At 65.1% G+C, this 20,883-nt stretch carries 23 protein-coding genes and 1 pseudogene; 16 read left to right on the top strand and 8 right to left on the bottom strand.

The window, feature by feature from the left end:
* Positions 1–43: 43 nt before the first annotated feature.
* The 6 genes from ADT71_RS12060 (at position 44) to ADT71_RS12040 (ending at position 5,675) form a co-directional block, all read left to right on the top strand.
* Positions 44–1,144: an SMP-30/gluconolactonase/LRE family protein gene (locus ADT71_RS12060; protein WP_231635839.1), complete on the top strand. Its 1,101-nt coding sequence runs from the start codon at positions 44–46 to the stop codon at positions 1,142–1,144.
* The gene (locus ADT71_RS33575) at positions 1,144–1,650 is read left to right on the top strand and encodes a hypothetical protein (RefSeq protein ID WP_231635834.1); all 507 of its coding nucleotides are present in this window, start codon (positions 1,144–1,146) and stop codon (positions 1,648–1,650) included. The genes ADT71_RS12060 and ADT71_RS33575 overlap by 1 nt, the downstream gene beginning before the upstream one ends.
* A gap of 2 nt (positions 1,651–1,652) precedes the next feature.
* Positions 1,653–2,066 (top strand): EthD domain-containing protein, encoded by a 414-nt coding sequence (locus ADT71_RS12055; protein ID WP_054437160.1) that lies wholly within the window; start codon positions 1,653–1,655, stop codon positions 2,064–2,066.
* Entirely contained in the window at positions 2,059–3,288 is a 1,230-nt protein-coding gene (locus ADT71_RS12050; RefSeq protein ID WP_054437156.1) for an MFS transporter, read from the top strand. Before ADT71_RS12055 ends, ADT71_RS12050 begins: the two co-directional genes overlap by 8 nt.
* Before the next feature lie 88 nt (positions 3,289–3,376).
* Complete coding sequence (locus tag ADT71_RS12045; protein WP_054437154.1) at positions 3,377–4,735, top strand: SRPBCC family protein; 1,359 nt, start codon at positions 3,377–3,379, stop codon at positions 4,733–4,735.
* A 22-nt stretch (positions 4,736–4,757) separates the two neighbouring features.
* A complete protein-coding gene (locus ADT71_RS12040; RefSeq protein WP_054437190.1) occupies positions 4,758–5,675 on the top strand; it encodes a glyoxalase in 918 nt (305 codons plus the stop codon).
* A gap of 95 nt (positions 5,676–5,770) precedes the next feature.
* On the opposite strand, the gene ADT71_RS12035 is transcribed toward ADT71_RS12040, so the two are convergent.
* Positions 5,771–6,370 carry a TlpA disulfide reductase family protein gene (locus tag ADT71_RS12035; protein ID WP_054437150.1) on the bottom strand — a complete coding sequence of 200 codons (600 nt, stop codon included), beginning with the start codon at positions 6,368–6,370 and terminating at the stop codon, positions 5,771–5,773.
* Between the two features lie 19 nt (positions 6,371–6,389).
* Between ADT71_RS12035 and argH the strand changes: the two genes are divergently transcribed.
* From argH to ADT71_RS33570, 8 genes are all read left to right on the top strand, one after another.
* The gene (gene argH, locus ADT71_RS12030; RefSeq protein ID WP_054437147.1) at positions 6,390–7,763 is read left to right on the top strand and encodes an argininosuccinate lyase; all 1,374 of its coding nucleotides are present in this window, start codon (positions 6,390–6,392) and stop codon (positions 7,761–7,763) included.
* Positions 7,764–7,768: 5 nt separating this feature from the next.
* Positions 7,769–8,008, top strand: coding sequence for a hypothetical protein (locus ADT71_RS12025; protein ID WP_054437144.1), 240 nt, complete (start codon positions 7,769–7,771; stop codon positions 8,006–8,008).
* Positions 8,009–8,083: 75 nt separating this feature from the next.
* Positions 8,084–9,343 carry a diaminopimelate decarboxylase gene (gene lysA / locus ADT71_RS12020; RefSeq protein WP_054437140.1) on the top strand — a complete coding sequence of 420 codons (1,260 nt, stop codon included), beginning with the start codon at positions 8,084–8,086 and terminating at the stop codon, positions 9,341–9,343.
* Between the two features lie 86 nt (positions 9,344–9,429).
* Positions 9,430–10,227 carry a bifunctional precorrin-2 dehydrogenase/sirohydrochlorin ferrochelatase gene (locus ADT71_RS12015; RefSeq protein WP_054437136.1) on the top strand — a complete coding sequence of 266 codons (798 nt, stop codon included), beginning with the start codon at positions 9,430–9,432 and terminating at the stop codon, positions 10,225–10,227.
* Between the two features lie 98 nt (positions 10,228–10,325).
* A complete protein-coding gene (locus ADT71_RS31330) occupies positions 10,326–10,559 on the top strand; it encodes a hypothetical protein (RefSeq protein WP_132469437.1) in 234 nt (77 codons plus the stop codon).
* A gap of 15 nt (positions 10,560–10,574) precedes the next feature.
* Positions 10,575–11,240 carry a hypothetical protein gene (locus tag ADT71_RS12010; RefSeq protein WP_054437133.1) on the top strand — a complete coding sequence of 222 codons (666 nt, stop codon included), beginning with the start codon at positions 10,575–10,577 and terminating at the stop codon, positions 11,238–11,240.
* A complete protein-coding gene (locus tag ADT71_RS12005) occupies positions 11,207–11,545 on the top strand; it encodes a hypothetical protein (protein WP_054437130.1) in 339 nt (112 codons plus the stop codon). The genes ADT71_RS12010 and ADT71_RS12005 overlap by 34 nt, the downstream gene beginning before the upstream one ends.
* A 402-nt stretch (positions 11,546–11,947) precedes the next feature.
* A complete protein-coding gene (locus tag ADT71_RS33570) occupies positions 11,948–12,457 on the top strand; it encodes a hypothetical protein (RefSeq protein ID WP_231635833.1) in 510 nt (169 codons plus the stop codon).
* Here ADT71_RS33570 and ruvX read toward each other — a convergent pair.
* The 7 genes and pseudogenes from ruvX to pyrE all read right to left on the bottom strand — a co-directional run bounded on the left by ruvX (position 12,454) and on the right by pyrE (position 17,902).
* The gene (ruvX, locus tag ADT71_RS11995; RefSeq protein ID WP_054437127.1) at positions 12,454–12,939 is read right to left on the bottom strand and encodes a Holliday junction resolvase RuvX; all 486 of its coding nucleotides are present in this window, start codon (positions 12,937–12,939) and stop codon (positions 12,454–12,456) included. The genes ADT71_RS33570 and ruvX overlap by 4 nt on opposite strands.
* Positions 12,921–14,039, bottom strand: coding sequence for a DUF3089 domain-containing protein (locus tag ADT71_RS11990; protein WP_054437124.1), 1,119 nt, complete (start codon positions 14,037–14,039; stop codon positions 12,921–12,923). Before ADT71_RS11990 ends, ruvX begins: the two co-directional genes overlap by 19 nt.
* 32 nt (positions 14,040–14,071) lie before the next feature.
* The gene (locus ADT71_RS11985; RefSeq protein WP_054437121.1) at positions 14,072–15,184 is read right to left on the bottom strand and encodes an AI-2E family transporter; all 1,113 of its coding nucleotides are present in this window, start codon (positions 15,182–15,184) and stop codon (positions 14,072–14,074) included.
* Positions 15,181–16,068 carry a signal peptidase I gene (gene lepB, locus ADT71_RS11980; protein WP_231635832.1) on the bottom strand — a complete coding sequence of 296 codons (888 nt, stop codon included), beginning with the start codon at positions 16,066–16,068 and terminating at the stop codon, positions 15,181–15,183. The genes ADT71_RS11985 and lepB overlap by 4 nt, the downstream gene beginning before the upstream one ends.
* A 58-nt stretch (positions 16,069–16,126) precedes the next feature.
* Complete coding sequence (acpS, locus tag ADT71_RS11975; RefSeq protein WP_054437114.1) at positions 16,127–16,537, bottom strand: holo-ACP synthase; 411 nt, start codon at positions 16,535–16,537, stop codon at positions 16,127–16,129.
* Between the two features lie 17 nt (positions 16,538–16,554).
* Positions 16,555–17,300, bottom strand: a pseudogene (locus tag ADT71_RS11970) (pyridoxine 5'-phosphate synthase).
* Positions 17,301–17,317: 17 nt separating this feature from the next.
* The gene (gene pyrE, locus ADT71_RS11965; protein WP_054437112.1) at positions 17,318–17,902 is read right to left on the bottom strand and encodes an orotate phosphoribosyltransferase; all 585 of its coding nucleotides are present in this window, start codon (positions 17,900–17,902) and stop codon (positions 17,318–17,320) included.
* A gap of 206 nt (positions 17,903–18,108) precedes the next feature.
* Between pyrE and coxB the strand changes: the two genes are divergently transcribed.
* Positions 18,109–19,164, top strand: a complete 1,056-nt coding sequence (gene coxB / locus ADT71_RS11960) for a cytochrome c oxidase subunit II (protein ID WP_054437109.1) — start codon at positions 18,109–18,111, stop codon at positions 19,162–19,164.
* A 27-nt stretch (positions 19,165–19,191) separates the two neighbouring features.
* Positions 19,192–20,880 carry a cytochrome c oxidase subunit I gene (gene ctaD, locus ADT71_RS11955; RefSeq protein ID WP_054437107.1) on the top strand — a complete coding sequence of 563 codons (1,689 nt, stop codon included), beginning with the start codon at positions 19,192–19,194 and terminating at the stop codon, positions 20,878–20,880.
* Positions 20,881–20,883: the final 3 nt, after the last annotated feature.

Genomic DNA, 20,883 nt, shown 5'->3' with positions numbered 1-20,883 from the left:
AAGAACGGCCGCAGCAGGGCCGGACGAGAGGACATTCTTGACGATGCTCGAACCCGCAGGACGCAATCACGGCGTCGTCTCCGCCCGCCCGGCCGAAGGCTGGACGCTGCACCGGCTGACCCCGCCTTCGCGCCTCAACGGCGCCAACGGCCTGCGCACGGGCGCCGATGGGCGCATCTATGTGGCGCAAGTCGCGGGCAGCCGCGTTTCGGCGATCGATCCCGACAGCGGCGCGGTGGAAGTGGTGAGCGAGATGGGCGGCGCGATCACCGCCCCGGACGATCTCGTGTTCGACGATGCGGGCAATCTCTACGCCACCGAGATCACCGAAGGCCGCGTTTCGGTGCTGCGCCCCGACGGCAGCAGCGCCGTGATCGCGGACCTGCCGGTGGCCAACCCGATCACCTTTTCGCAAGGCCGCCTGATCGCGGCGGGCTGCCACATCGGCGCGCAAGTCGTCGAACTGGACCGCGAGGGCGGCGGCGCGCGGGTGATTGCCGATAACGTGCCGATGCCCAATGCCTTCGAGGTCGGCCCCGACGGCAAGCTCTACATGCCGGTGATGGGCGCCAACGCGATCTGGCGGGTCGATCTTGACGGGCGCGGCGAGCCGGAAGTGGTCTGCGGCGACCTTGGCGTGCCGGATTCGCTGAAATTCGACGCGCAGGGCATGATCGTCTCCACCCAGGTCGCCAGCGGCCAGGTGCTGCGGATCGATCCGCGCACCGGCGAGAAGACGGTGCTGGCCGATATCGGCGCGGGGCTGGACAATTGCACTTTCGTGGGGGACCGCCTGTTCGTCTCGCACATCCTGGGCTCGATCCATGAGATCACCACGCCCCGAAGCGCGGGCGGGCTGGTGAAGCCGCTGGTCGAGAAGGGCCTGCAATGGCCGCTCGACGTGGCGATGGGCGAGGACGGCGTGCTGTGGATCGCCGACGGCGGCTTCGTCTTCTCGCTGCGCGCGGGCGAGATGGCCAAGCTGGAAGGCATGTTGTTCAGCCCGAATTTCCCCGGCTACTCGCGCGGGGTCGTTGCGGCGGGGGCAGGAACGATGATCGTCACCACCGCCAATGGCGATGTGGCCAGGTTCCACCCCGCGGCCCGGCGAGCGAGGTTCTGGCGAGCGGTTTCGACCAGTTGATGGGTGTGGCGCTGGCCCCTTCGGGCGCGGTGGTCTTCGCGGAATACGGCACCGGCAAGGTCCATTCGGCCGATGGCGGGCGGGTCGAGGAACTGGCCTCCGGGCTGGACCGGCCCAAGGGCGTCGCCGTTGCCGGGGACGGTACCGTCTATGTGGCCGAAAGCGGAGCGGGCCGGGTGGTCAGGCTGGTCGGCGGGCGCACCGAAACGGTGCTCGACGATCTCGTCCGGCCCGAAGGACTGGCCGTGCGCGACGGCATCGTCACCGTGCTCGACGTGAAGCGGCGGGAGGTCGTGCAGTGCGATCTGTCCGGCGGCGCGCGGCAGGTGATCGCCTCGGACCTGCCGGTAGGCACGCCCGAAGGCACCGATCCCCGGCCGCTCGGCGGGGTCGGCGACATGTGCGGGCCGATGGGCAACATGACCGGGCTCGATGTGGGGCCGGACGGCACGGTGTGGATCTGCGCCGATCTCGAAGGCAGCGTCCTGGCGCTGAGGAAGGCGTAATCATGCTCAAGCAGCTCTGCTTTTTCCGCAAGCGCGCCGACATGACCATGGACGCGTTCATGGACTACTATGAAAACCAGCATTCGCAGCTCTCGAAGAAGATGGGCGCGGCGCCGGCGATCCCCGGCGCGGTGCGCTACGTCCGGCGCTATCTGGTGCCGGAGAAGAACCCGATCACCGGCGAGATCCACGATCCCGGCTATGACTGCGTGATGGAAATCTGGTGGAACAGCCGCGAGGACTTCGAACGCTCGCAGGCGATCATCAGCGATCCCGCGCGCCGGCCGATGACAATGGCGGACGAGGAGAAACTCTTCGCCGGCCACGCCAATCCGGTCTGTACCTGCATCGAATACGATTCGCCGATGGGCCCGAACGGCGAGCCCACGCGGGTGGAGCTTTCCTACGGTGACTGAGGCGGCATCGGCTCGGCAGGAGTGGGGAAAATACGGGCTGGTGCCGGTGGCGGCCGGCCTCGGCTATGCCACCAGCGTGATCCATATCTACGGCATCGGACCGTACATCGGCCCGGTGGCCGAAGCGATGGGCTGGAGCCGCACCGAAGTGACCTTCGGGCTCACCATCGCAACCCTGGTGCAGGCCGTGGGCGGCGTGTTCATCGGCCTTGCGGTCGACCGGTTCGGTCCGCGCAGGTTCGGGGTGATCGGCGCGGTGCTGCTGACGCTGGCCTTCGCGCTGCTCGGCACGGTGGGGGCAAGCCTTTCGCAGTGGTACCTGCTGTGGGGCCTGATCGCAATGGTCTCGCTGCCGGTGCAGGCTTCGGTCTGGACCAGCGCGGTGGCTTCGCGCTTCGAACTTTCGCGCGGGCTGGCCCTGGCGGTGACGCTTTGCGGCGCCTCCATCGCGGCGGGCCTGTTCCCGATCCTGGGGACATGGGCGATCAGGACTTTCGGCTGGCGGCTGGCCTTTGCGGTTCACGGCGGGCTGTGGTTCCTCCTCGCCTTCCCGGCGATCCTCATGTTCTTCCGCGGCGCGCACGATCGCAGCAGGGCCGCCAAGGCGCCGGTCCGGCGCGATTTGCCCGGCGCTTCGCTGGGCGAAGGGCTGCGCTCCAGCGTCTACCACCGCCTGTTCGCGGCAAGCCTGCTGTTCACGTTCACGATCATTGCCCTGGTCGTCCACTTCGTCTCGATCCTGGGAGACCGGGGGGCAGACCCGATGACGGCGGCGGCCATCGCCTCGTTCGTCGGCTGGTTCTCGCTGGCGGGGCGGCTGGGCACGGGCGTCCTGCTCGATCGTTTCCCGGCTTCGCTGGTCGGCGCGGCGGTGTTCCTGCTGCCGGTGGCGGGCTGCGGCCTGTTGCTGGGTTCCGGCACTTCGCTGGCGGCGCTGACGCTGGCCTCGGCGCTGATCGGCCTGACCCTGGGGGCCGAGATCGACGTCGTCGTCTACCTCATCACCCGGCATTTCGGGCTTCGGAACTTCGGCGGCCTCTATGGCGGGGTGCTGGCGGCGCTGTCGATCGGCACGGCCATCGGTCCGCTCGCGGCGGCGGTGATCCACGACCGGACGGGAAGCTACGAGAGCTTCCTCTGGCTGGCGATCGGCATGATGGCGGCAAGCAGTCTGGCGATCGGCACGCTGCCGCGCCGCAGCCTCGCTTTCGCGCCGGCGTGAACGCGGTAGCGCCACGGCGATTTGCTCCGCTGTGCGAATAATGGGATAACGGGCGCAAATCGGCGCGAAGATAACGGGATGAGAACGCATGGGTGAAATTGGCACGATCGTGCAGGCTGCCGAGGACCTGACCGTCCCGGTCCGCGTTCCGGCCGAGGCCTACGTTTCACCGGAATACGCCAAGGCCGAACGCGACAGGCTGTGGCGCAAGGTCTGGCTTCAGGCGGGGCGCCTGGAAGACATTCCCGAAGTCGGCGATTTCATCACTTTCGACATCCTCGACGATTCGGTGATCGTGGTCCGGGCCTCGGAAACCGAGATACGCGCTTTCCACAATGTCTGCCCGCACCGCGGCCGCAAGCTGGTCGATACCCCGCCGGGAATGCGCAATGCCAGGGGCACGCGCCGCAACTTCATCTGCGGCTATCATGGCTGGACCTTCGGGCTGGACGGGGCCAACACCTATCTAGAACATCAGGAAGACTGGCAGGGGCGGCTCTGTGGCGGTCAGGCCGATCTAGGTGTCGTTCAGGTCGGTCTCTGGGGCGGTTGGGTCTGGATCAATCTCGACCCCGATTGCATGCCGCTGGCCGAATATCTCCACCCGGCAGCGGGCATGCTCGACCCCTATGGCCTTGAAAACATGCGTCCCCGCTGGCGCAAATGGGTGGTGTTCGAGTGCAACTGGAAGGTCGCGATGGAGGCCTTCTGCGAAACCTACCATGTTTCCACCACGCACCCCGAATTCATGGAATTCGGCCAGTTCCGCGGCTGGGCCCGCAACCAGGGACTGCACTCCAACATCGGCTACGAAGCGCCCAAGGGGCAGGAGGAAGACTCCGGAAAACTGCGCCTCGGCGCGGGCGAGGACCCGCGGCTCACCACGGCGGAAATGCAGAATTTCACCTGGGCGAATGCCAATACCAACACGACGATGACACTGGTCGGCGTTGCCAACCGCCTCAAGGACGAACTGCCCGAAGGCACCCCGGCGGCGGAAGTGTCGGCCTACTGGATCGGCACCGCGCGCAAGGAAGACGCTGAACGCGGCGTGGTGTGGGCGCAGGTCGATCCGCAGCACACCGCCCAGGCGGGCACGGCCTGGCAGATCTTCCCGAACTTCCAGATCGGCCACGCGGTCAACAACATGCTCTGCTATCAGGCACGGCCCTATGGCGCCGATCCGGACAAGTGCATCTTCGAGGCTGCCGTCTACGAACTCTGGCCCGAGGGTGAAGCTCCCGAAACGGAATGGGAATACACCGCCCCCAATGACTGGCCGCCTGTTCTCCAGCAGGACTTCGCCAACATGGCTGCCGTCCAGCAAGGCATGAAAAACGTCGGTTTCCGGGGCGCGCAGCCCAACCCCTACATGGAACGCTCAGTGGCGAGCCTGCACATGAACCTTGCCAGGTTCATGGGCTCGGGCAGCCCCGAAACCTACTGATCGGCCCCAGCCGATGGAGGGAATGCCGCTGGTTCACGTAAGCTGGGCGCTTGCCGACAATGGCCTGCGTCCCGCTTGCGACGCGTTCTTTCGCGAGGTGTTCGGCGCGGAGACCGCGCACGAGATATTGATAACGCCGGAAACCGAAAAGCTCGGTCTCGATCGCGAAGAGAGCTTGCTGATGGTGGGCGACACCATGTTGATCCCGATCGCCCCGGCCGGTCGAGGCGCGGAACCGGGGCATCCGCTCGGCGACATGCTACGGCGCTCGGCAGGGGAGAACCGCTGGATCGGCATCGCCCTCAAGACGAACGACCTGGCGGCGGCAGACGCCTGGTTCGCGGCGCGCGGCTTCAAGCGGCATTACGATCCGGGTATGGAAGCCTTCTATTTCCTGATCCCGCGCGGACAGGTCATGGGCTTGCGGCTGGAGATCGTGAAGCAGGACATGCCCGGCGATCCTCGCCGCGATCCGTCGTGGAGCGCGGCGAAGTGGCGGGACGGGCATCCGCTGGGGATCGAGGGATTGCAGGCCATCGGCCTTTCCGTGCCATCGCTGAACGATGCGCGCGAAATGTTCCACGGGAAACTCGGGTTGCCGGAACTTGGCGAAAGAGCACTGCCCGAGGGGGGCTGTGCCGCCTTTGCAATAGGCGATACCGTCCTCGAAGTTCTGGCAGGACGCAAGCAGAGCGACGCCGTTTCCGTCCATGCGCGCGAGGTGAAGGGAATCCGGCACCTCGTCTTCAAGGTTCGTGATGCCACAGCCGCCGCGCAATACTTGCGCGGCAAGGGGCTCCCGTTGACCGGAGATACCGAGACGCGTTTCGCCGTTGTGCCGGAAGCGGCGCAGGGGCGGCTGATCTGGTTTACTGGAGCGACACCGGCGGGCTATCCGCCGGCTGGTTCGCGGCTGGCGGAACTCGTCAAGACCGCCTGAAGCGGATCAGCGGCGCCTTGTGCCGGTCCTGCCAAGACGCGGCGCCCGCACGAGCATGACCATGGTTCTCCCGGCCCCGCGGGCCCCCGATCCGCCTATTTGGCTTCCGCCAGCAACTTGGCTGCTTCCGGCGAGCTCCAGTCGTTGCCGCCCGTGTAGCGCCAGACCTCGCGGCCCTGGCTGTCGAACAGGACCGTTACGGGCAGGTTGCCGCCGTACTGGAAGCCGAGGTCGCCGTTTTCGTCCACCCAGGGCTGGATATTGTCCAGCTTGCGGCGACGAAGGATCTCCACGACCTTGTAGGTGTCTCCGGTATCCTCGGAGATCGGCAGGATCTGCACCGGCCCGTTGGGGTCTTTGGCAAGGGCTTCAAGAGTCGGCATTTCCGCGATGCAGGGGGCGCACCAGGTCGCCCAGAGGTTTACCAGCAGCGGCTTGCCCTTCAGCGACATGAGGTCGAGGCTCTCCCCGGTATTGTCCACCAGGGTCACGTCCGGCATCGGATCGCCCTTGTGCGAACGGTCCAGCTTGCCAGCAGGCTTTGCGGCCGCCGGCGCGGCGCTTTCGGAAGCTTGCGCCGAAGCCTCCTGTTGCGCGTCCTTCCCGCTTTGCCTATCGCAGCCCGCGGCCAGGAGGGCGCCTGCCCCCGCGATGGAACACAGGACGAGCGACTTGAGCGATTTGGAAGACAGCAAGGCGGCAGGCTCCAACCAGATGTGGGGGGGACGGTTCGAAGGTGGACCGTCTGCAATCATGCGCGAGATAAATGCCTCGATCCCCTTCGACAAGGCATTGTGGCGGCAGGACATCGCGGCCAGCAAGGCGCACGTCGCGATGCTGGGGGCTTGCGGCGTGGTTTCGGCCGAGGACGCGATCACGATTCGCGATGGCCTCGATCAAGTTGCGGCCGAGTACGAAGTCTCCGGAGTTCCCGAAAACTGGGACCTTGAAGACATTCACATGACCACCGAGGGTCGCCTTGCCGAACTGATCGGCCCGGTTGCAGGACGCCTCCACACCGCCCGTTCGCGTAACGACCAGGTGGCGACCGATTTCCGGCTCTGGGTGCGCGATGCCGTCGATCAGGCCGATGCGGGTCTCGCAGCGCTCCAGAAGGCGCTCGTCGCCCGTGCCGGTGAGCATGCCGATTCGATCATGCCCGGCTTCACCCATCTCCAGACCGCGCAGCCGGTGACGCTGGGCCATCACCTCATGGCCTATTACGAGATGATCGGCCGCGACCGTTCGCGGTTTGCCGACGCTCGCAAGCGCATGAACCGCAGCCCGCTCGGTGCCGCGGCGCTTGCCGGAACCGGGTTCCCGATCGACCGCACGATGACCGCGCAGGCGCTCGGCTTCGACGCGCCGACCGACAACAGTCTCGATTCGGTGTCGGACCGCGATTTCGCGCTCGATTACCTGATGGCGGCCAGCCAGTGCTCGCTGCACCTTTCGCGTCTGGCCGAAGAATTCATCATCTGGGCCAGCCAGCCCTTCGGTTTCGTGGCACTGCCCGATTCGCTGTCCACGGGCAGCTCGATCATGCCGCAGAAGAAGAACCCGGACGCTGCCGAACTGGTGCGGGGCCATTCGGGCCGGATCGTTGGCTGCCTCACCAGCCTGATGATCACCATGAAGGGTCTGCCGCTGGCCTATTCGAAGGACATGCAGGACGACAAGCCGCCGGTCTTCGAGGCGGCCAGCCTGCTGGCGCTGTCGATCGCGGCGATGACCGGCATGGTTGCGGAAACCCGCTTCCGCACCGATCGCATGCGCGGCGCCGCCGAACTGGGCTTCGCCACTGCCACCGATCTGGCCGACTGGCTGGTGCGCGAAGGCAACATTCCCTTCCGCGAGGCGCACCACATCACCGGTTCGGCGGTAAAGCTGGCCGAGCAGCGCAGTGTCGCGCTGGACCAATTGCCGCTGGAAGACCTCAAGGCCATCGACAGCCGCATCGACGAGCGCGTATTCAAGGCGCTCTCGGTCGAGGCTTCGGTCGCCGCGCGCAAGTCGCACGGTGGCACCGCGCCCGAGCAGGTACGCCTGCGCGTGGCCGAAGCCCGGCTCGCGCTCGGTCTGGAGTGATCTGAATGCGCAAGACGGCTGCCCTGATCCTGTTTCTCGCCCTTTCGGCCTGCGGCCAGCGGTCCGCGCTCGCGCTGAAACCGGGGCAGCAGCTTCCGCCCGCGCCCTATGGTCGCGAGCAGAAACCGGGCAGCGCGGAGCTGCTCAATACGCCCACGCTGGCGATACCCGAGCGCAGCGTCGAATTGCGCACCCGCTCGGAATCGCGTGAGGACGATCCTTTCGACCTCCCGCCCCCGGAATAAGCCTCTTTCCTGTTTGCCGCGTTTTCGTGGGCCGGGCCGTTCGCCTGGCTCGAAAATGCCTTAGCCGAGACGACCATGGACCATTTCGAACTCACGAACGGCGAGCTTTTCGCCGAAGACGTGCCGCTGGCTGCGATTGCCGCCGAAGTCGGCACGCCAGTTTACGTCTATTCCCGCAGCACGCTCAGCCGCCATGCACGCGTGTTCCGCGAAGCGCTGGCGGAACTGCCAAAGGTGCACATCGCCTTCGCCGTGAAGTCCAACCCGAATCTTGCGGTGCTTCGCCTGCTTGCCAGGGAAGGTTACGGTGCCGACGTCGTATCCGAGGGTGAAATGAACCGTGCCCTCGCTGCGGGAATTCCTGCCGGGGACATCGTGTTCTCGGGCGTGGGCAAGACCCGCCGCGAGCTGACCGCCGCTGTGAAGGCAGGGATCGGCCAGTTCAATCTCGAAAGCGAGGAAGAAGGTGTGGAACTGGCGGAGATCGCCGCCGCACTCGGCCTGCGCGCGCCTTGCGCCCTGCGGGTCAATCCGGATGTGGATGCGCGCACGCACGCCAAGATTTCCACCGGCAAGGCGGACAACAAGTTCGGCGTTGCCTATGACCGTGCGGCCGGGATCTATGCTCGTCTCTCGGGGCTGGCCGGGCTGGATATGAAGGGCCTTGCGGTTCATATCGGCAGCCAGATTTCCGATCTCGAACCCTCGCGCCTCGCCTTCATCAAGATGGGCGAGCTGATGGAGGCGATCCGTGCCGAAGGTCATTCGGTGACGCACATGGATCTCGGCGGCGGGCTGGGCGTGCCTTACAAGGCCACCGATTCGCTGCCGACACCGCAGGACTACGGCGCGATGGTCGCATCGGTGGCGAAGGACTGGGGCGTCACCCTGATGTTCGAGCCGGGCCGTGTGATCACCGGGAATTCCGGCGTGCTCGTTACCGAAGTCGTCCGGGTCAAGGAAGGCGCGGTGAATCCCTTTGTCGTGGTCGATGCGGCGATGAACGATCTTGCGCGCCCCGCCATGTACGATGCCTGGCACGACTTCGCGGCAGTGAAGCCCAACGGCAGGACCATGACCGCCAACATCGTCGGACCCATCTGCGAAAGCTCCGATACTTTTGCCATGGGCCGCGAGATCGATGAGGTCGTATCGGGCGATCTGGCGATCTTCCGCACGGCAGGCGCCTATGGTGCGACCATGGCGAACACCTACAACAGCCGTGCGCTGGTGCCCGAAGTGATGGTTGACGGAGACAAGTGGGCGATCGTTGCCGCCCGGATCGAGCCGGAAACGATCCTCGCGGCGGAAACCGTGCCGGAGTGGCTGGCCTGACCCGGAACAGTCCCGCGGGCTTCGACAATCATGGCCTGAACGGATAGGAACGGCGCAGTCCGTCGTTCCTATCGAGGCCGTTTTTCATGATTGAAAGTTTACCGCTGTTCCACCGCCTCACCGGCCAACCGGTGGTGGTGCTGGGAGCGGGCGAAGCGGCGGAAGCCAAGCGCCGCCTGGTGGAACGGGCTGGCGCGCGCTCTGTCGCAAGCCTTGGGCAGGGGATCCTCGAAGGCGCGCGAATAGCCTTTGTCGCGCATGAGGACGAGGCGCTGGCACTGGCCGACGCGGCGCGCGCGCGGGAAGCCGGGCTCCTGGTCAATGTGCCGGATCGGCCCGCACTATGCGATTTCACTGTGCCGTCGATTCTCGATCGGACGCCGGTTCTGCTGGCGATCGGTACGGGCGGGGCTTCGGCAGGGCTGGCGAAGCAACTCCGCCTGCGGCTGGAGATGCTCTTGCCGCAGACGCTGGGCGCGCTCGCGCAAGGGCTGTTCTCTGCCCGTGCAGCGTTGCGGACGCGTTTTCCCGATGCCGGTGAGCGGCGGCGCGCCCTTGATGCCGCGCTGGGTGAGGGCGGCCCGCTCGATCCGCTGGTGGAGCAGAGCGCAGCGCGTATCGAAGGCTGGCTGGCGAATGCGACCCCTGTCTCGACCGGCATGGTGGAAATCCGGCTGCGAAGCGCGGACCCCGAAGACTTGACCTTGCGAGAGGCCCGGCTTCTGGGATCGGCAGACCGGGTCATGCATGAACCGGCTGTTCCGTCAGCCGTGCTGGAACGCGCCCGCGCCGATGCGGGCCGTTTTCCGATCCCGGCCGATGACGGGGCGGTTGCATCCGCCGAGGGCCTGACGATCGTGCTGCGCGCGGCCTCCTCAGGTTGATTCCCATAAGACATCCAAAGTGCGACAATATTGATGGTCAATTACGTCGGTTAATTGTATATTTACAATTGCAGGAAATTAATTAAGCCGGAAGGCGGGTGTGCGGCAACCTTGTTATTTACGGCGGTTCATCAGTGCCGAAGGGGGATGTTTTGCAGCGAACGGATTCAATGATTTTTGAGTTGCCGCAGATCGATCTTGCCCTGCTTCCCGATCTCGATAGTCCAGTTGCACTTCACGGTACCCTTGCGGATCGTGACCGCCTGCAATGCCTAGATGACAATCGTGCGCTTCTTGTCCCCTGCCTTTACGAACTGCATCCGGGTACGTGATACTGGTCGCATAGAATGCAGCAGGACGCATTTCAGGCGCTTTCCCCAGACGCGCAATGGACCGAGGGGCAACGCGAACTCGCCCAGGCAGTGGCCGATTGGCGGGCCGTGCCCGGCGCCGCACCGACCCTGGCGGCGATGGACCGCTTCGGGCGCGGGGAAAGGTTCGAGGACTGTCAGCCGCTGAGTGCACTGTTCACCGCTGACGGCGTTTCGGCACGGACTTTCGTGGATGATCTCGTTGGCCGGGTACTTTCGGTGCTGCGGCGATATCCCCTGGGGCAATTACCGCTCCGTCACAGCCGCCGGGAGGTGGTTGATACCGTCCTGCTCGCTCATACCGGGAACGCCACCCTGGCGCTTTCCCTTTACGATGAAAGAGCGCTGCAACTCCAGCCGGCGCCAGAGACCGTCGAATTCGCGGGGCTGGAGACTTGGGCTCTGGTTCTTGCGGGGGAGGGGCAGGCGGAGCGGATCGAACGCATTCCCGTCTCGGATAAACAGGCGGAATTCCACCGGGAAACTGTCCCGCTGCGCGCGGGAACGCGGCTTTACCGGGACGGATCGCGGCAAGCGCATCAGGTCCGTTCCGTGCGCGCAGTCTCGTCGTGCTGCGCCTACAGAGGTTCGTTCCTGAAACCGATGCCGTGCGTGAATACGGCCTGGCCGATGGCGCGCTGATACGCAGGGCGGCCGCACGTCTGGAACAGACCCGGCTCGACATGGCGATGGCCGTGCTTGCGGCGCTGGGCCGGCGTGATGCGGTGCCGCTGATGTCGAAAATTGCGCTTGGAGATGGGGCTGCGGAGCTGCGCTGGCAGGCGCTGCGGGCCATCCTTGCGCTCGACACGCGGGCGGGCATGGTGCTGCTGGGCAATGTGGCGGCAAGCGACGACGCTGTGCTCGCGTCGCCGGCCAAAGAGCTGCGTCGGTCGTTGCTCGTCCAGTGGCCGGAACTGGAAAAGGTGGCCCAATGGCGCGGGTAATGGCGATGCGCGACCCGACGGTGGCTTCGCTCGCGGAGTTTGTCGACGCGATCTCGGGCTGGGGTTTCGATCCGCGCGAGGAGGTCAGTCTTTCCCACGCCGCCAACTGGTTGCAGCGGCTCGGTAACGATCGGACGTTCCTGGGCGACCTGCTCGTGGACATGCTAGCCGGCCTTTCGCCGGTTCCCGATGGCGCCGATGCGCTTGCAGGCGTGGGGCCGGAATCGATCATGCTGGTCACGCCGGGACAAGGCAATTTCTTCCTTAACGCGAGAATCTGGCCGGCGCCCGGTGATTCCCAGTTCCGTGCCAGCGGGCCGGAGGCTTTCGGCTACGGACAGGCGCACGATCATAACTACGACCTGCTGGCGCTGGGATATTTCGGCCCGGGGTATCTCTCGGATGAGTATGAGTACGATCGCGAAGCCGTATCGTGGCATGTCGCAGTCGGTGCAACTACGTCCGCAAGGACCTCTCGTGCTGGAGCAGGGCCGCATCGTCCATTACCGGGCGCAGCGCGACGTTCATGTGCAGCACCCTCCGGCATCCCTCTCGGTGGCGCTGAACCTCGTGCATACACAGCCTGGGCAGGCGTGGATGGATCACTGCGAGTTCGATATCGAGCGTGGCACCGTTACCCGCGTGCTGGGACATGGCCCGAGCGAGAGTTTCCTGCGCATCGCCGTGGCACTGGGCGGGGAAGAGGCGCTGGACATCGCGAGCCGCTTCGGAAAATCGCACCCGAGCGACCGCATGCGGCTGGTCGCGTGGGATGCCTTGGCGAGCGGGACCGCGGATGCCGCTTTGCGCGATGCGGTCTGGAGGGATGCGGAGCAGTGCGGCAGCCGGTGGGTGGCTGCCGAAGCACGAAAACGGAGAAGGGAGCAAGCGGCGCGTCAGTTTACGACCTAGAAGAGCCCACCCGCCATCGCGTCGATCGCGCCTTGCAGGATGACGGCGGCAGCCGCGGAATCGATGCGGGTGGCGCGCTTGGCCCGGCTCATGTCCTGTTCGATCAGCCCGCGTTCCGCGCCGGAAGTGGACCAGCGTTCGTCCCAGAGCAGGATAGGCAGGCCCAGTGCGGAGAGGTTGCGCGCATAGGCGCGGCTGGACTGGGACCGCGGGCCTTCGGACCCGTCCATGTTGAGGGGGAGGCCGATGACGATGCCCTTGATGGAACGTTCACGGACCAGTTCCATCAGCAGTTCCTTGTCCGCGCCGAACTTGCCCCGTTTGAGCGTCTTGCCGGGCGAAGCGAAGCGCCAGCCTGCATCGCAGAAAGCGGTGCCGATCGTTTGGGTGCCGAGATCGAGCCCCAGCAGCGCGCCGCCGGTTTCGGGCAGGGCATCGCGATAATCCAGCGCGCTCGCGGTGATCACTGTGCCTTCTGCCATTTCGCAACCCGTCCTTCGAAGTCCGCGCGAAGGTTCGCCCAGAACAGGGTCACGTCATAGAGATGGTAGTTGTTTCCGGGAAGAACGTAAGGGCCCATCTCGAGTGCGGGAGGCGGGCCGATGTGGAGAAAATTGTCGGTACCGCAAGCGGCGGGGATCGTCGCCTTCGCCAAGGTTCCGGTCGCCGTGGCGAAATCGGGTACCAGAGTGCCGAGGTTGGCCGCTGCATCGGCGCTTCCCCCGTCGGTGCCGGTGATCGGATTGGTGCAGAGAAACGGGCTGGCGGCCACGCTCTGCCCATCGAGCCCGGTCCGGCGGGCATAGGCTTTCAGCAGCATCTGCGTATCGGCGGGATCGGCCACCGAAAGCCAGCTCACCACGCAATTGACGTCATCGGCGTTCCGGCAGGCGGGAAGGCCCATCTTCGGCAGGTCATGGGCCAGCGAGACCGGCCACCCTATCACGTAGGCGGCGATGATACGGCGCGCGAGCGGCGTTCCCGCCACCCGGTCGCGCATGAGACGGCGCAGGAGGAAGGCGCCCTGGCTGTGTCCGGCCAGCACGATCGGGCGGTTGCCGGGCACGGCCTTCACGAAAGTGTCGAATGCGGCCAGGACATCCGAATAGGCGAGATCGATGGCCTCGTTCGCCGGCTTCTCCCCGGTGAGGAACGCGCCGATGGCGGCCTGGCGGTAGCGGGGTGCCCATAATTCGCCCGCGGCGTTGAACGGGCTCGCCATGCCTTTCACGAACAGGGCGGCGCGGTCCTGCGAAACCTTGTCCGTGAAGCTGGCGTTCCATGCGCTGCGATCGATCAGGCTGGTGGGATGGACGAAGAACACCGCGACCGGCAGGGGCTTGGCGGGTGGGATCACGCCGGGTGGAAGCCAGTGGGCCGGATCGTTTTCGATCCCCGGCCGGGAAATCCACATGTGCGGATCTCGCCAGGCTTCAGGCCCGAGCTTCTGCTGCGACGCGAAGGTCACGTTCGGCACGAACGCCATTTCCGTGAGCCGATCCGACCACAGGCGCAGGGCCACCAGCGAACCGATCAGCAGTGCGACGATAACGGCGATTGCGTAGAGGAACTTGCGAGCCATGGTTCAGGGTCTTGCCCGCCGGTGCGTGACGGTCAAGCGCCGGTATCCGGAGCGCCACGATCAAGGGTATGCTCTCCATCCTCACCGTTGCGGGCAGCTTCGCGTTCGAGCCAGATCTTTATCATCGCCACCAGCGGATCGGCCAGCGCAAGCCCCAGCAGCCCGAACAGCACCCCCATGATGAGCTGTGCCGCGAGCACCAGGGCGGGAGGCAGGTCCACGGTCTTGCGGGCGATCATCGGTACGATGAGATAGCCGTCGATCAGGTGTATCAGCAGATAGACGAAGATCGTGTAGAGCCCCATCTCGTAGCCGCCCGAAAAGCCGACGAGCACCATGATCATGCCCGAGATCGGGGCGCCGATATTGGGCAGGAAGGCCAGGAGGCCGGTGATGAGGCCAAGCAGTGCCGCCATCGGCACGCCGTAGAATTGCAGCATCGCCCAGGTGAACAGGCCCTCCACGGTCATGCCGATCAGGCGCCCGAACAGCAGCCGGCGCAGGGCCTGGCCCATGACCTTGACCGTCGCCTCGAAATGGTCGCGCCGGTCGATCGGGAGCATCCAGCCCACGCCGCGGCGATAGAGGCGCGGCTCCATGGCGAAGTAGATGCCAAGGACAAGGATCAGGAACAGTGTCGTGAACACGCCGATCAGGCCGCCGACCACGCGTGTCACCTGCCCGATCCCGCCGACTGCTTCCTGCGCCATGCCGCGAAGCTCGGTGACGCGCGGTTGAATCCCGTGCGCATGAAGCCAGTTGAGCCCGTGGCGGAACTGGCTTTCGATGGTGGCCGGAAGTTCGGCTGCCTGAAGTGCGATCTGGCTGCCGGCGAAGCGTGCGACCCAGAGCAGGAACAGCATGGCGAAGAGCAGCACGAGGCCCACGCGCCATCCGCGCGGAATCTTGAGTATCTTGCCCAGCAGGCGGGCGCCGCCGTCGATCAGGGCACCGAACACGATGCCGCCGAAGATCACGAGCAGCGATTGGGAAAGAAAGACAGCCAGCGCCAGCAGGGCGGCCATGCCGATCCAGACGAACGCCCTGCGGGCCTCCGTGCGGATCAGGGGATCGGAAATATCGGTGGGGCCGGCGCGCTCGGCGATGTCGGTCCCCGTTTCGTCTTCCGCCCCCGTTGCCATCATTTCCAGGCCTTGGTCTCGTCCACCGGGGGACGCAGGCTGGAGAACGATCGGCCGGGCCGCAGTGCGCCCCACCAGGTCAGCGGATTCCAGGTCTGGGTTCCGTCGAGCGAGAACGTGACGAATTCCGCTCTTCCGCCAATGTCGGAGAGGGGCACTGGCCCGCCCAGGCCACCGCCGGGCTGGCCGAACATGTCGGTTTCGAACGGCGCACGGCTGTCTGCCGAACGGTCGCGGTCATCACCCATCAGGAAAACGTGGCCTTCTGGCACCTTGATCTCCGGATAATCGTCCAGTTCCTGGTCGATGTAGTCGATCACGTCATAACTGGCGCCGTTCGGCAATGTTTCACGATAGGTCGGCATCTCGTAAACTTCCTTGCCGCTCGGCAGGCGGGTACGGAACTGTTCGAAGCCGTCATAGCAGTGGCCGGGTTCGGCATCGCCTTCGCAGCGCAGCGAATCGTCGGCGGCAAGGCGCACCGGCGGCTCAACCTCGCGCGGAACGAAGCGGCCGTTCAGCCGGATGCGCCCATTGATGACCGCAATCCGATCACCCGGGAGCGCAACCACGCGCTTGATGAGATCGGCCTTGCGATTGCCGGGCACGACGATGACGATGTCGCCGTATTCCGGTGTCTGGCCCAGAATGCGCCGGGTGCTGCGCGGGAGCATGTGGAAGCTGGCCGATGACCAGTTCCAGCCATAGGGATATTTGGAAACGACCAGACGGTCCCCCACCAGCAACCCCGGCATCATCGAGATCGACGGAATGTAGAACGGCTTGGCGATCAGCGAGTGGAACGCGAGCACGCCCACCAGCATCAGCGCCAGTCCGCGAAATTCGTGAAGCCAGTTGACCTTTTCCGTCGCCGGAGGAGCCTTCATGGGGACCTCGCTGGAAGTCGGCGTGGGCTGGTGAATCATGTCCCGGGGATACTCGGCGTCAGGAATGGGGAATCGGGCGTGCTTCGATGATTACGAAGGCCTGCGCCCATGGATGATCGTCGGTGAGCGTGAGGTGAACCACGGCTTCATGACCGGCGGGAATCAGGGAATCAAGCCGCGTCTTCGCCCCGCCGGTGAGAGCCAGGGTGGGCGCGCCGGACGGGGCATTGGCCACTCCGATGTCCTTCATGAACACTCCGGCCTTGAAGCCGGTCCCGACCGCCTTGGAAAACGCTTCCTTCGCCGCGAACCGCTTCGCCAGGGTGCCGGCCTTGGTGAAAGGCCGGCGATTGGCCTTGGTGCGCTCCAGCTCGGTGAAGACGCGGTTCTCGAAACGCTCACCGAACCTGTCGAGCGAGTTCTGGATTCGCTCGATGTTGCACAAGTCCGAGCCGAGGCCGATGATCATGGAATGCCGGGTCCTTTTTACCTGACCTCGTCCATCAGGGCGCGCATCTTGCGCACGCTGGCGTCGAGCCCGCAGAATATCGCCTCGCCGATAAGGTAGTGGCCGATGTTGAGTTCCGCCAGTTGCGGAATCGCGGCAATCGGCTGGACATTCTCGTAAGTAAGGCCGTGCCCGGCATGGGGCTCGATGCCGTTCTTGGCCGCCAGCGCGGCCATGTCGGCGATCCGCCTGAGTTCGGTGGCGACGTCGGCGCCGGTGGCATGGGCATATTCGCCGGTGTGGAACTCGACCACCGGCGCGCCAAGCTTCATGGCCGCTTCGATCTGGCGCGCTTCCGGGGCGATGAACAGGCTCACGCGAATGCCGGCGTCCGAGAGGCGCGAGACGATCGGGGCAAGCCTGTTGTGCAGGCCGGCGGCGTCCAGTCCGCCTTCGGTGGTGCGCTCCTCGCGCCGTTCCGGCACGATGCACGCGGCATGAGGGCGATGGCGCAGGGCGATCTCGAGCATCTCGTCGTTGCCGCCATTTCCAGGTTGATCGGCAACCCGGTTGCAGTCGCCACGCGTTCGAGGTCTTCGTCGCGGATGTGGCGGCGATCTTCGCGCAGATGCACGGTGATGCCGTCGCCGCCGGCCTCGGCGACGATCCGGGCGGCGCGCGCCGGATCGGGGTGCTCGCCGCCGCGCGCGTTGCGGATGGTGGCCACATGGTCGATGTTGACGCCGAGGCGAAGCCGCCCCGGATTGAGAACGCTGCTCACCATCGCTTCCCCCTAGAGGCTCAGACCTGTGCCCGGCTGCCGGGCTTGGTTGCGGGCTTGGCGGCCAGTTCGGCCGGAACTTCGTCATCGGCGTAAGTCGGGAAGTTGAGCGCGACGAGTGGGAAGAACGGCACCCCGAGATCGACGGCGCCGGCCGTGCGATCAACCAGCGAGGCTGCCGCAACCACTTCGCCGCCGGCTTCCTCGATCGCCTTGATCGCCTCGCGGCTGGACAGGCCGGTCGTGACCACGTCCTCGACCATCAGCACCTTGTCGCCCGGTTCGAGGGCAAAGCCGCGGCGCAGTTCGAACGTGCCGGTGGGGCGCTCGACGAACATCGCGTCGACCTGAAGCGCGCGGCCCATTTCCTGGCCGATGATGACCCCGCCCATCGCCGGGGAAACGACCTTGGTGATGGACTTGCGAATATCGTGGGGGAGTTTTGCGGCGAGCGCGACGGCGAGTCTCGCGGCGCGGTCGGGGTTCATCAGAACACGGGCGCATTGCAGGTAGTGCGCACTGTGTCGGCCCGAGGAAAGCAGGAAATGCCCCTCAAGCAAAGCCTTGCTGGCGCGGAACTCGGCGAGGACTTCTTCTTCCTGCATCGGGGGGTAATCCTTTGGTGCAATTTGCAATGTTCTGGCACGGCGGCGAGGCCCCGCGCGTCAAAAATCCCCTAGAGGCGCTTGAGACGGGCGGCAAGGCCGCGTATAGCCCCCGGTGAAGGGGGGCACAAAGCCTCCGCAATAGGGGTGCGCGCTTGGGAGGCGACTCACTGCGCGTTCATAAAGAAAACGGAAGCGCTATAACCATGATATTGGGCAAAACCGTTCGTACCTTGGGCGAGGCTGCAAAGGCTCTCGGTATCGTTTCAGCCGGAGTTCTGGCGCTTTTCACCGTTCCGGCGCTTGCGGCGGCAGGTGCTTCCGATGCGGCACCCGCAGCGGTGGCCGGCTATACGCCGATGAAGCCGACGCCGGGTATCGGCATGCCGGTCGAAGGCGGAATCGGTCTCCAGCAACAATTTTCCAAGCTCGGCGAATATGGCGAGTGGATCCATGATGGCGTGCTCATGCCGATCATCACGGCGATCACGCTCTTCGTCCTGCTGCTGCTGGTGATCATCGCGGTGCGCTTCAATCGCCGCGCCAACCCGGTCGCGTCGAAAACCAGCCACAACACGATCCTCGAAGTGGTATGGACCCTGGTTCCGGTGCTGATCCTGATCGGCATCGCGGTTCCCTCGATCGACCTGATCGCCAAGCAGTACAAGCCGGCCCAGAAAGGCGCGCTGACCATCAAGGTCACGGGCAACCAATGGTTCTGGACTTACGGTTACCCCGACAATGGCGACTTCGAAGTCGTCTCGAACATGCTCAACCTTCCCGGTCAGCCGGTCATCAACAACGGCGTGCGCGAAGTGGGTTCCAAGCCCTGGGACGGTCCCTCGCACCTTGAGGTCGACAACCGCATGGTCGTGCCGGTGGGTGAACCGATCCGGCTCCAGATCACCGCAGCCGACGTGATTCACTCGTTTGCGGTGCCCTCGCTGTGGTTCAAGCTCGACGCCGTTCCCGGCCGCATCAACGAGAAGGTGCTCCTGGTCGAGAAGCCCGGGGTCTACTACGGCCAGTGCTCGGAACTGTGCGGCGCCAAGCACGGCTACATGCCGATCGCGGTCGAAGCGCTTCCCCGTGCACAATACGATGCCTGGGTGCTGTCCCACGCCGGCGGCGTGATCGATGGTCAGGCCAAGCCTGCCGCCGCAGTTGCGCCGGCAGCATCCACCGCAGCGGCCCCTGCCGCAGTCGCCACGGCCGAAGCGACGGAGGCAGCCGCCTCCGACGCGACAGCCGCAGCCGAATAAGAGCGAATCGAAGGACAGGGTCCAACCATGGCAACCACCGCTCCAGAGCATTTCCAAGGTCACGTGGATCACCACGGACACGCAGATCACGACCATAAGCCGAGCTTTTTCGCGCGCTGGTTCATGTCCACCAACCACAAGGACATCGGAACGATGTACCTGATCTTCGCGATCATCGCGGGGATCATCGGCGGCGCCTTTTCGGGCATGATGCGCGTCGAACTGGCCGAACCGGGCATCCAGTACCTGGATATCTTCGCCCGCTGGTTCGGCGCGACCAACCCTGACTTCAACTCCACGCTGCATGTCTGGAACGTCCTGATAACGGCCCATGGCCTCATCATGGTGTTCTTCATGGTCATGCCGGCGATGATCGGCGGCTTCGGCAACTGGTTCGTGCCGCTCATGATCGGCGCGCCGGACATGGCCTTCCCGCGCATGAACAACATTTCGTTCTGGCTGACCGTGGCGGGCTTCATCTCGCTGCTGTGCTCGGCCTTCGTGCCTGGTGGCACGGGGCTTGGCGCGGGTACGGGCTGGACCGTCTATGCCCCGCTCTCGACCACCGGCTCGCCCGGACCCGCGGTCGACTTCGGCATCTTCGCGCTGCACCTTTCGGGCGCCGGCTCGATCATGGGCGCGATCAACTTCATCACCACGATCTTCAACATGCGTGCCCCCGGCATGACCATGCACAAGATGCCGCTCTTCGTGTGGTCGATGCTGGTTACCGCGTTCCTGTTGTTGCTCTCGCTGCCGGTTCTGGCCGCTGCGATCACCATGCTGCTGACCGACCGCAACTTCGGCACCACCTTCTTCGATCCTTCGGGCGGCGGCGATCCGGTGCTTTACCAGCACCTGTTCTGGTTCTTCGGTCACCCCGAAGTCTACATCATGATCCTGCCCGGCTTCGGCATCATCTCGCAGATCATCTCGACCTTCTCGAAGAAGCCGGTGTTTGGCTACCTCGGCATGGCCTATGCGATGGTCGCGATCGGTGTCGTCGGCTTCATCGTCTGGGCACACCACATGTACGCCACCGGCATGTCGGTGAACACGAAGATGTACTTCACCGCCGCCACCATGGTCATCGCGGTGCCTACGGGCATCAAGATCTTCTCGTGGATCGCGACGATGTGGGGCGGTTCGGTCGAGTTCAAGAGCCCGATGGTCTGGGCGATCGGCTTCATCTTCCTCTTCACCGTCGGCGGCGTGACCGGCGTGGTGCTGGCGAACGGCGGCGTCGACGACGTGCTGCACGACACCTACTACGTCGTGGCGCATTTCCACTACGTGCTCTCACTGGGTGCCGTCACTGCGCTCTTCGCCGGGTTCTACTACTGGTTCCCGAAGATGAGCGGCCGGATGCATTCCGAGTTCCTCGCTCACGTCCATTTCTGGATCTTCTTCGTCGGCGTGAACATGATCTTCTTCCCGATGCACTTCCTCGGGCTGCAGGGCATGCCGCGCCGCTATCCGGACTATGCTGAGGCGTACCAGCACTGGAACCACGTCGCGACGATCGGCTACATGGTCATGGCGACCAGCCTCGTGGTCTGGTTCATCAACATCGCCTATGCTTTCCTGGCCGGTCGCAAGGCCGAGGACAGCTATTGGGGTGAAGGTGCGACCACGCTTGAGTGGACGCTGACCAGCCCGCCGCCGTTCCACCAGTTCGAGACGCTCCCCGTGATCGAGGATGCGGCTCACCACTGATCG

The sequence above is a fragment of the Novosphingobium sp. ST904 genome (assembly GCF_001298105.1).
Taxonomy (GTDB): Bacteria; Pseudomonadota; Alphaproteobacteria; order Sphingomonadales; family Sphingomonadaceae; genus Novosphingobium.
Note: the sequence above shows the minus strand (reverse complement) of the source record. Positions and strands in the feature narration are given on the sequence as shown.

What these genes read in the sequence shown, in the direction of transcription:
- ADT71_RS12060 (WP_231635839.1), top strand. Translation starts at nt 44, where the DNA reads ATGCTCGAACCCGCAGGACGCAATCACGGCGTCGTCTCCGCCCGCCCG.
- ADT71_RS33575 (WP_231635834.1), top strand. Translation starts at nt 1,144, where the DNA reads ATGGGTGTGGCGCTGGCCCCTTCGGGCGCGGTGGTCTTCGCGGAATAC.
- ADT71_RS12055 (WP_054437160.1), top strand. Translation starts at nt 1,653, where the DNA reads ATGCTCAAGCAGCTCTGCTTTTTCCGCAAGCGCGCCGACATGACCATG.
- ADT71_RS12045 (WP_054437154.1), top strand. Translation starts at nt 3,377, where the DNA reads ATGGGTGAAATTGGCACGATCGTGCAGGCTGCCGAGGACCTGACCGTC.
- ADT71_RS12040 (WP_054437190.1), top strand. Translation starts at nt 4,758, where the DNA reads ATGCCGCTGGTTCACGTAAGCTGGGCGCTTGCCGACAATGGCCTGCGT.
- argH (WP_054437147.1), top strand. Translation starts at nt 6,390, where the DNA reads ATGTGGGGGGGACGGTTCGAAGGTGGACCGTCTGCAATCATGCGCGAG.
- ADT71_RS12025 (WP_054437144.1), top strand. Translation starts at nt 7,769, where the DNA reads ATGCGCAAGACGGCTGCCCTGATCCTGTTTCTCGCCCTTTCGGCCTGC.
- lysA (WP_054437140.1), top strand. Translation starts at nt 8,084, where the DNA reads ATGGACCATTTCGAACTCACGAACGGCGAGCTTTTCGCCGAAGACGTG.
- ADT71_RS12015 (WP_054437136.1), top strand. Translation starts at nt 9,430, where the DNA reads ATGATTGAAAGTTTACCGCTGTTCCACCGCCTCACCGGCCAACCGGTG.
- ADT71_RS12010 (WP_054437133.1), top strand. Translation starts at nt 10,575, where the DNA reads ATGCAGCAGGACGCATTTCAGGCGCTTTCCCCAGACGCGCAATGGACC.
- ADT71_RS33570 (WP_231635833.1), top strand. Translation starts at nt 11,948, where the DNA reads ATGAGTATGAGTACGATCGCGAAGCCGTATCGTGGCATGTCGCAGTCG.
- ruvX (WP_054437127.1), bottom strand. Translation starts at nt 12,939, where the DNA reads ATGGCAGAAGGCACAGTGATCACCGCGAGCGCGCTGGATTATCGCGAT.
- ADT71_RS11990 (WP_054437124.1), bottom strand. Translation starts at nt 14,039, where the DNA reads ATGGCTCGCAAGTTCCTCTACGCAATCGCCGTTATCGTCGCACTGCTG.
- ADT71_RS11985 (WP_054437121.1), bottom strand. Translation starts at nt 15,184, where the DNA reads ATGATGGCAACGGGGGCGGAAGACGAAACGGGGACCGACATCGCCGAG.
- lepB (WP_231635832.1), bottom strand. Translation starts at nt 16,068, where the DNA reads ATGAAGGCTCCTCCGGCGACGGAAAAGGTCAACTGGCTTCACGAATTT.
- acpS (WP_054437114.1), bottom strand. Translation starts at nt 16,537, where the DNA reads ATGATCATCGGCCTCGGCTCGGACTTGTGCAACATCGAGCGAATCCAG.
- pyrE (WP_054437112.1), bottom strand. Translation starts at nt 17,902, where the DNA reads ATGCAGGAAGAAGAAGTCCTCGCCGAGTTCCGCGCCAGCAAGGCTTTG.
- coxB (WP_054437109.1), top strand. Translation starts at nt 18,109, where the DNA reads ATGATATTGGGCAAAACCGTTCGTACCTTGGGCGAGGCTGCAAAGGCT.
- ctaD (WP_054437107.1), top strand. Translation starts at nt 19,192, where the DNA reads ATGGCAACCACCGCTCCAGAGCATTTCCAAGGTCACGTGGATCACCAC.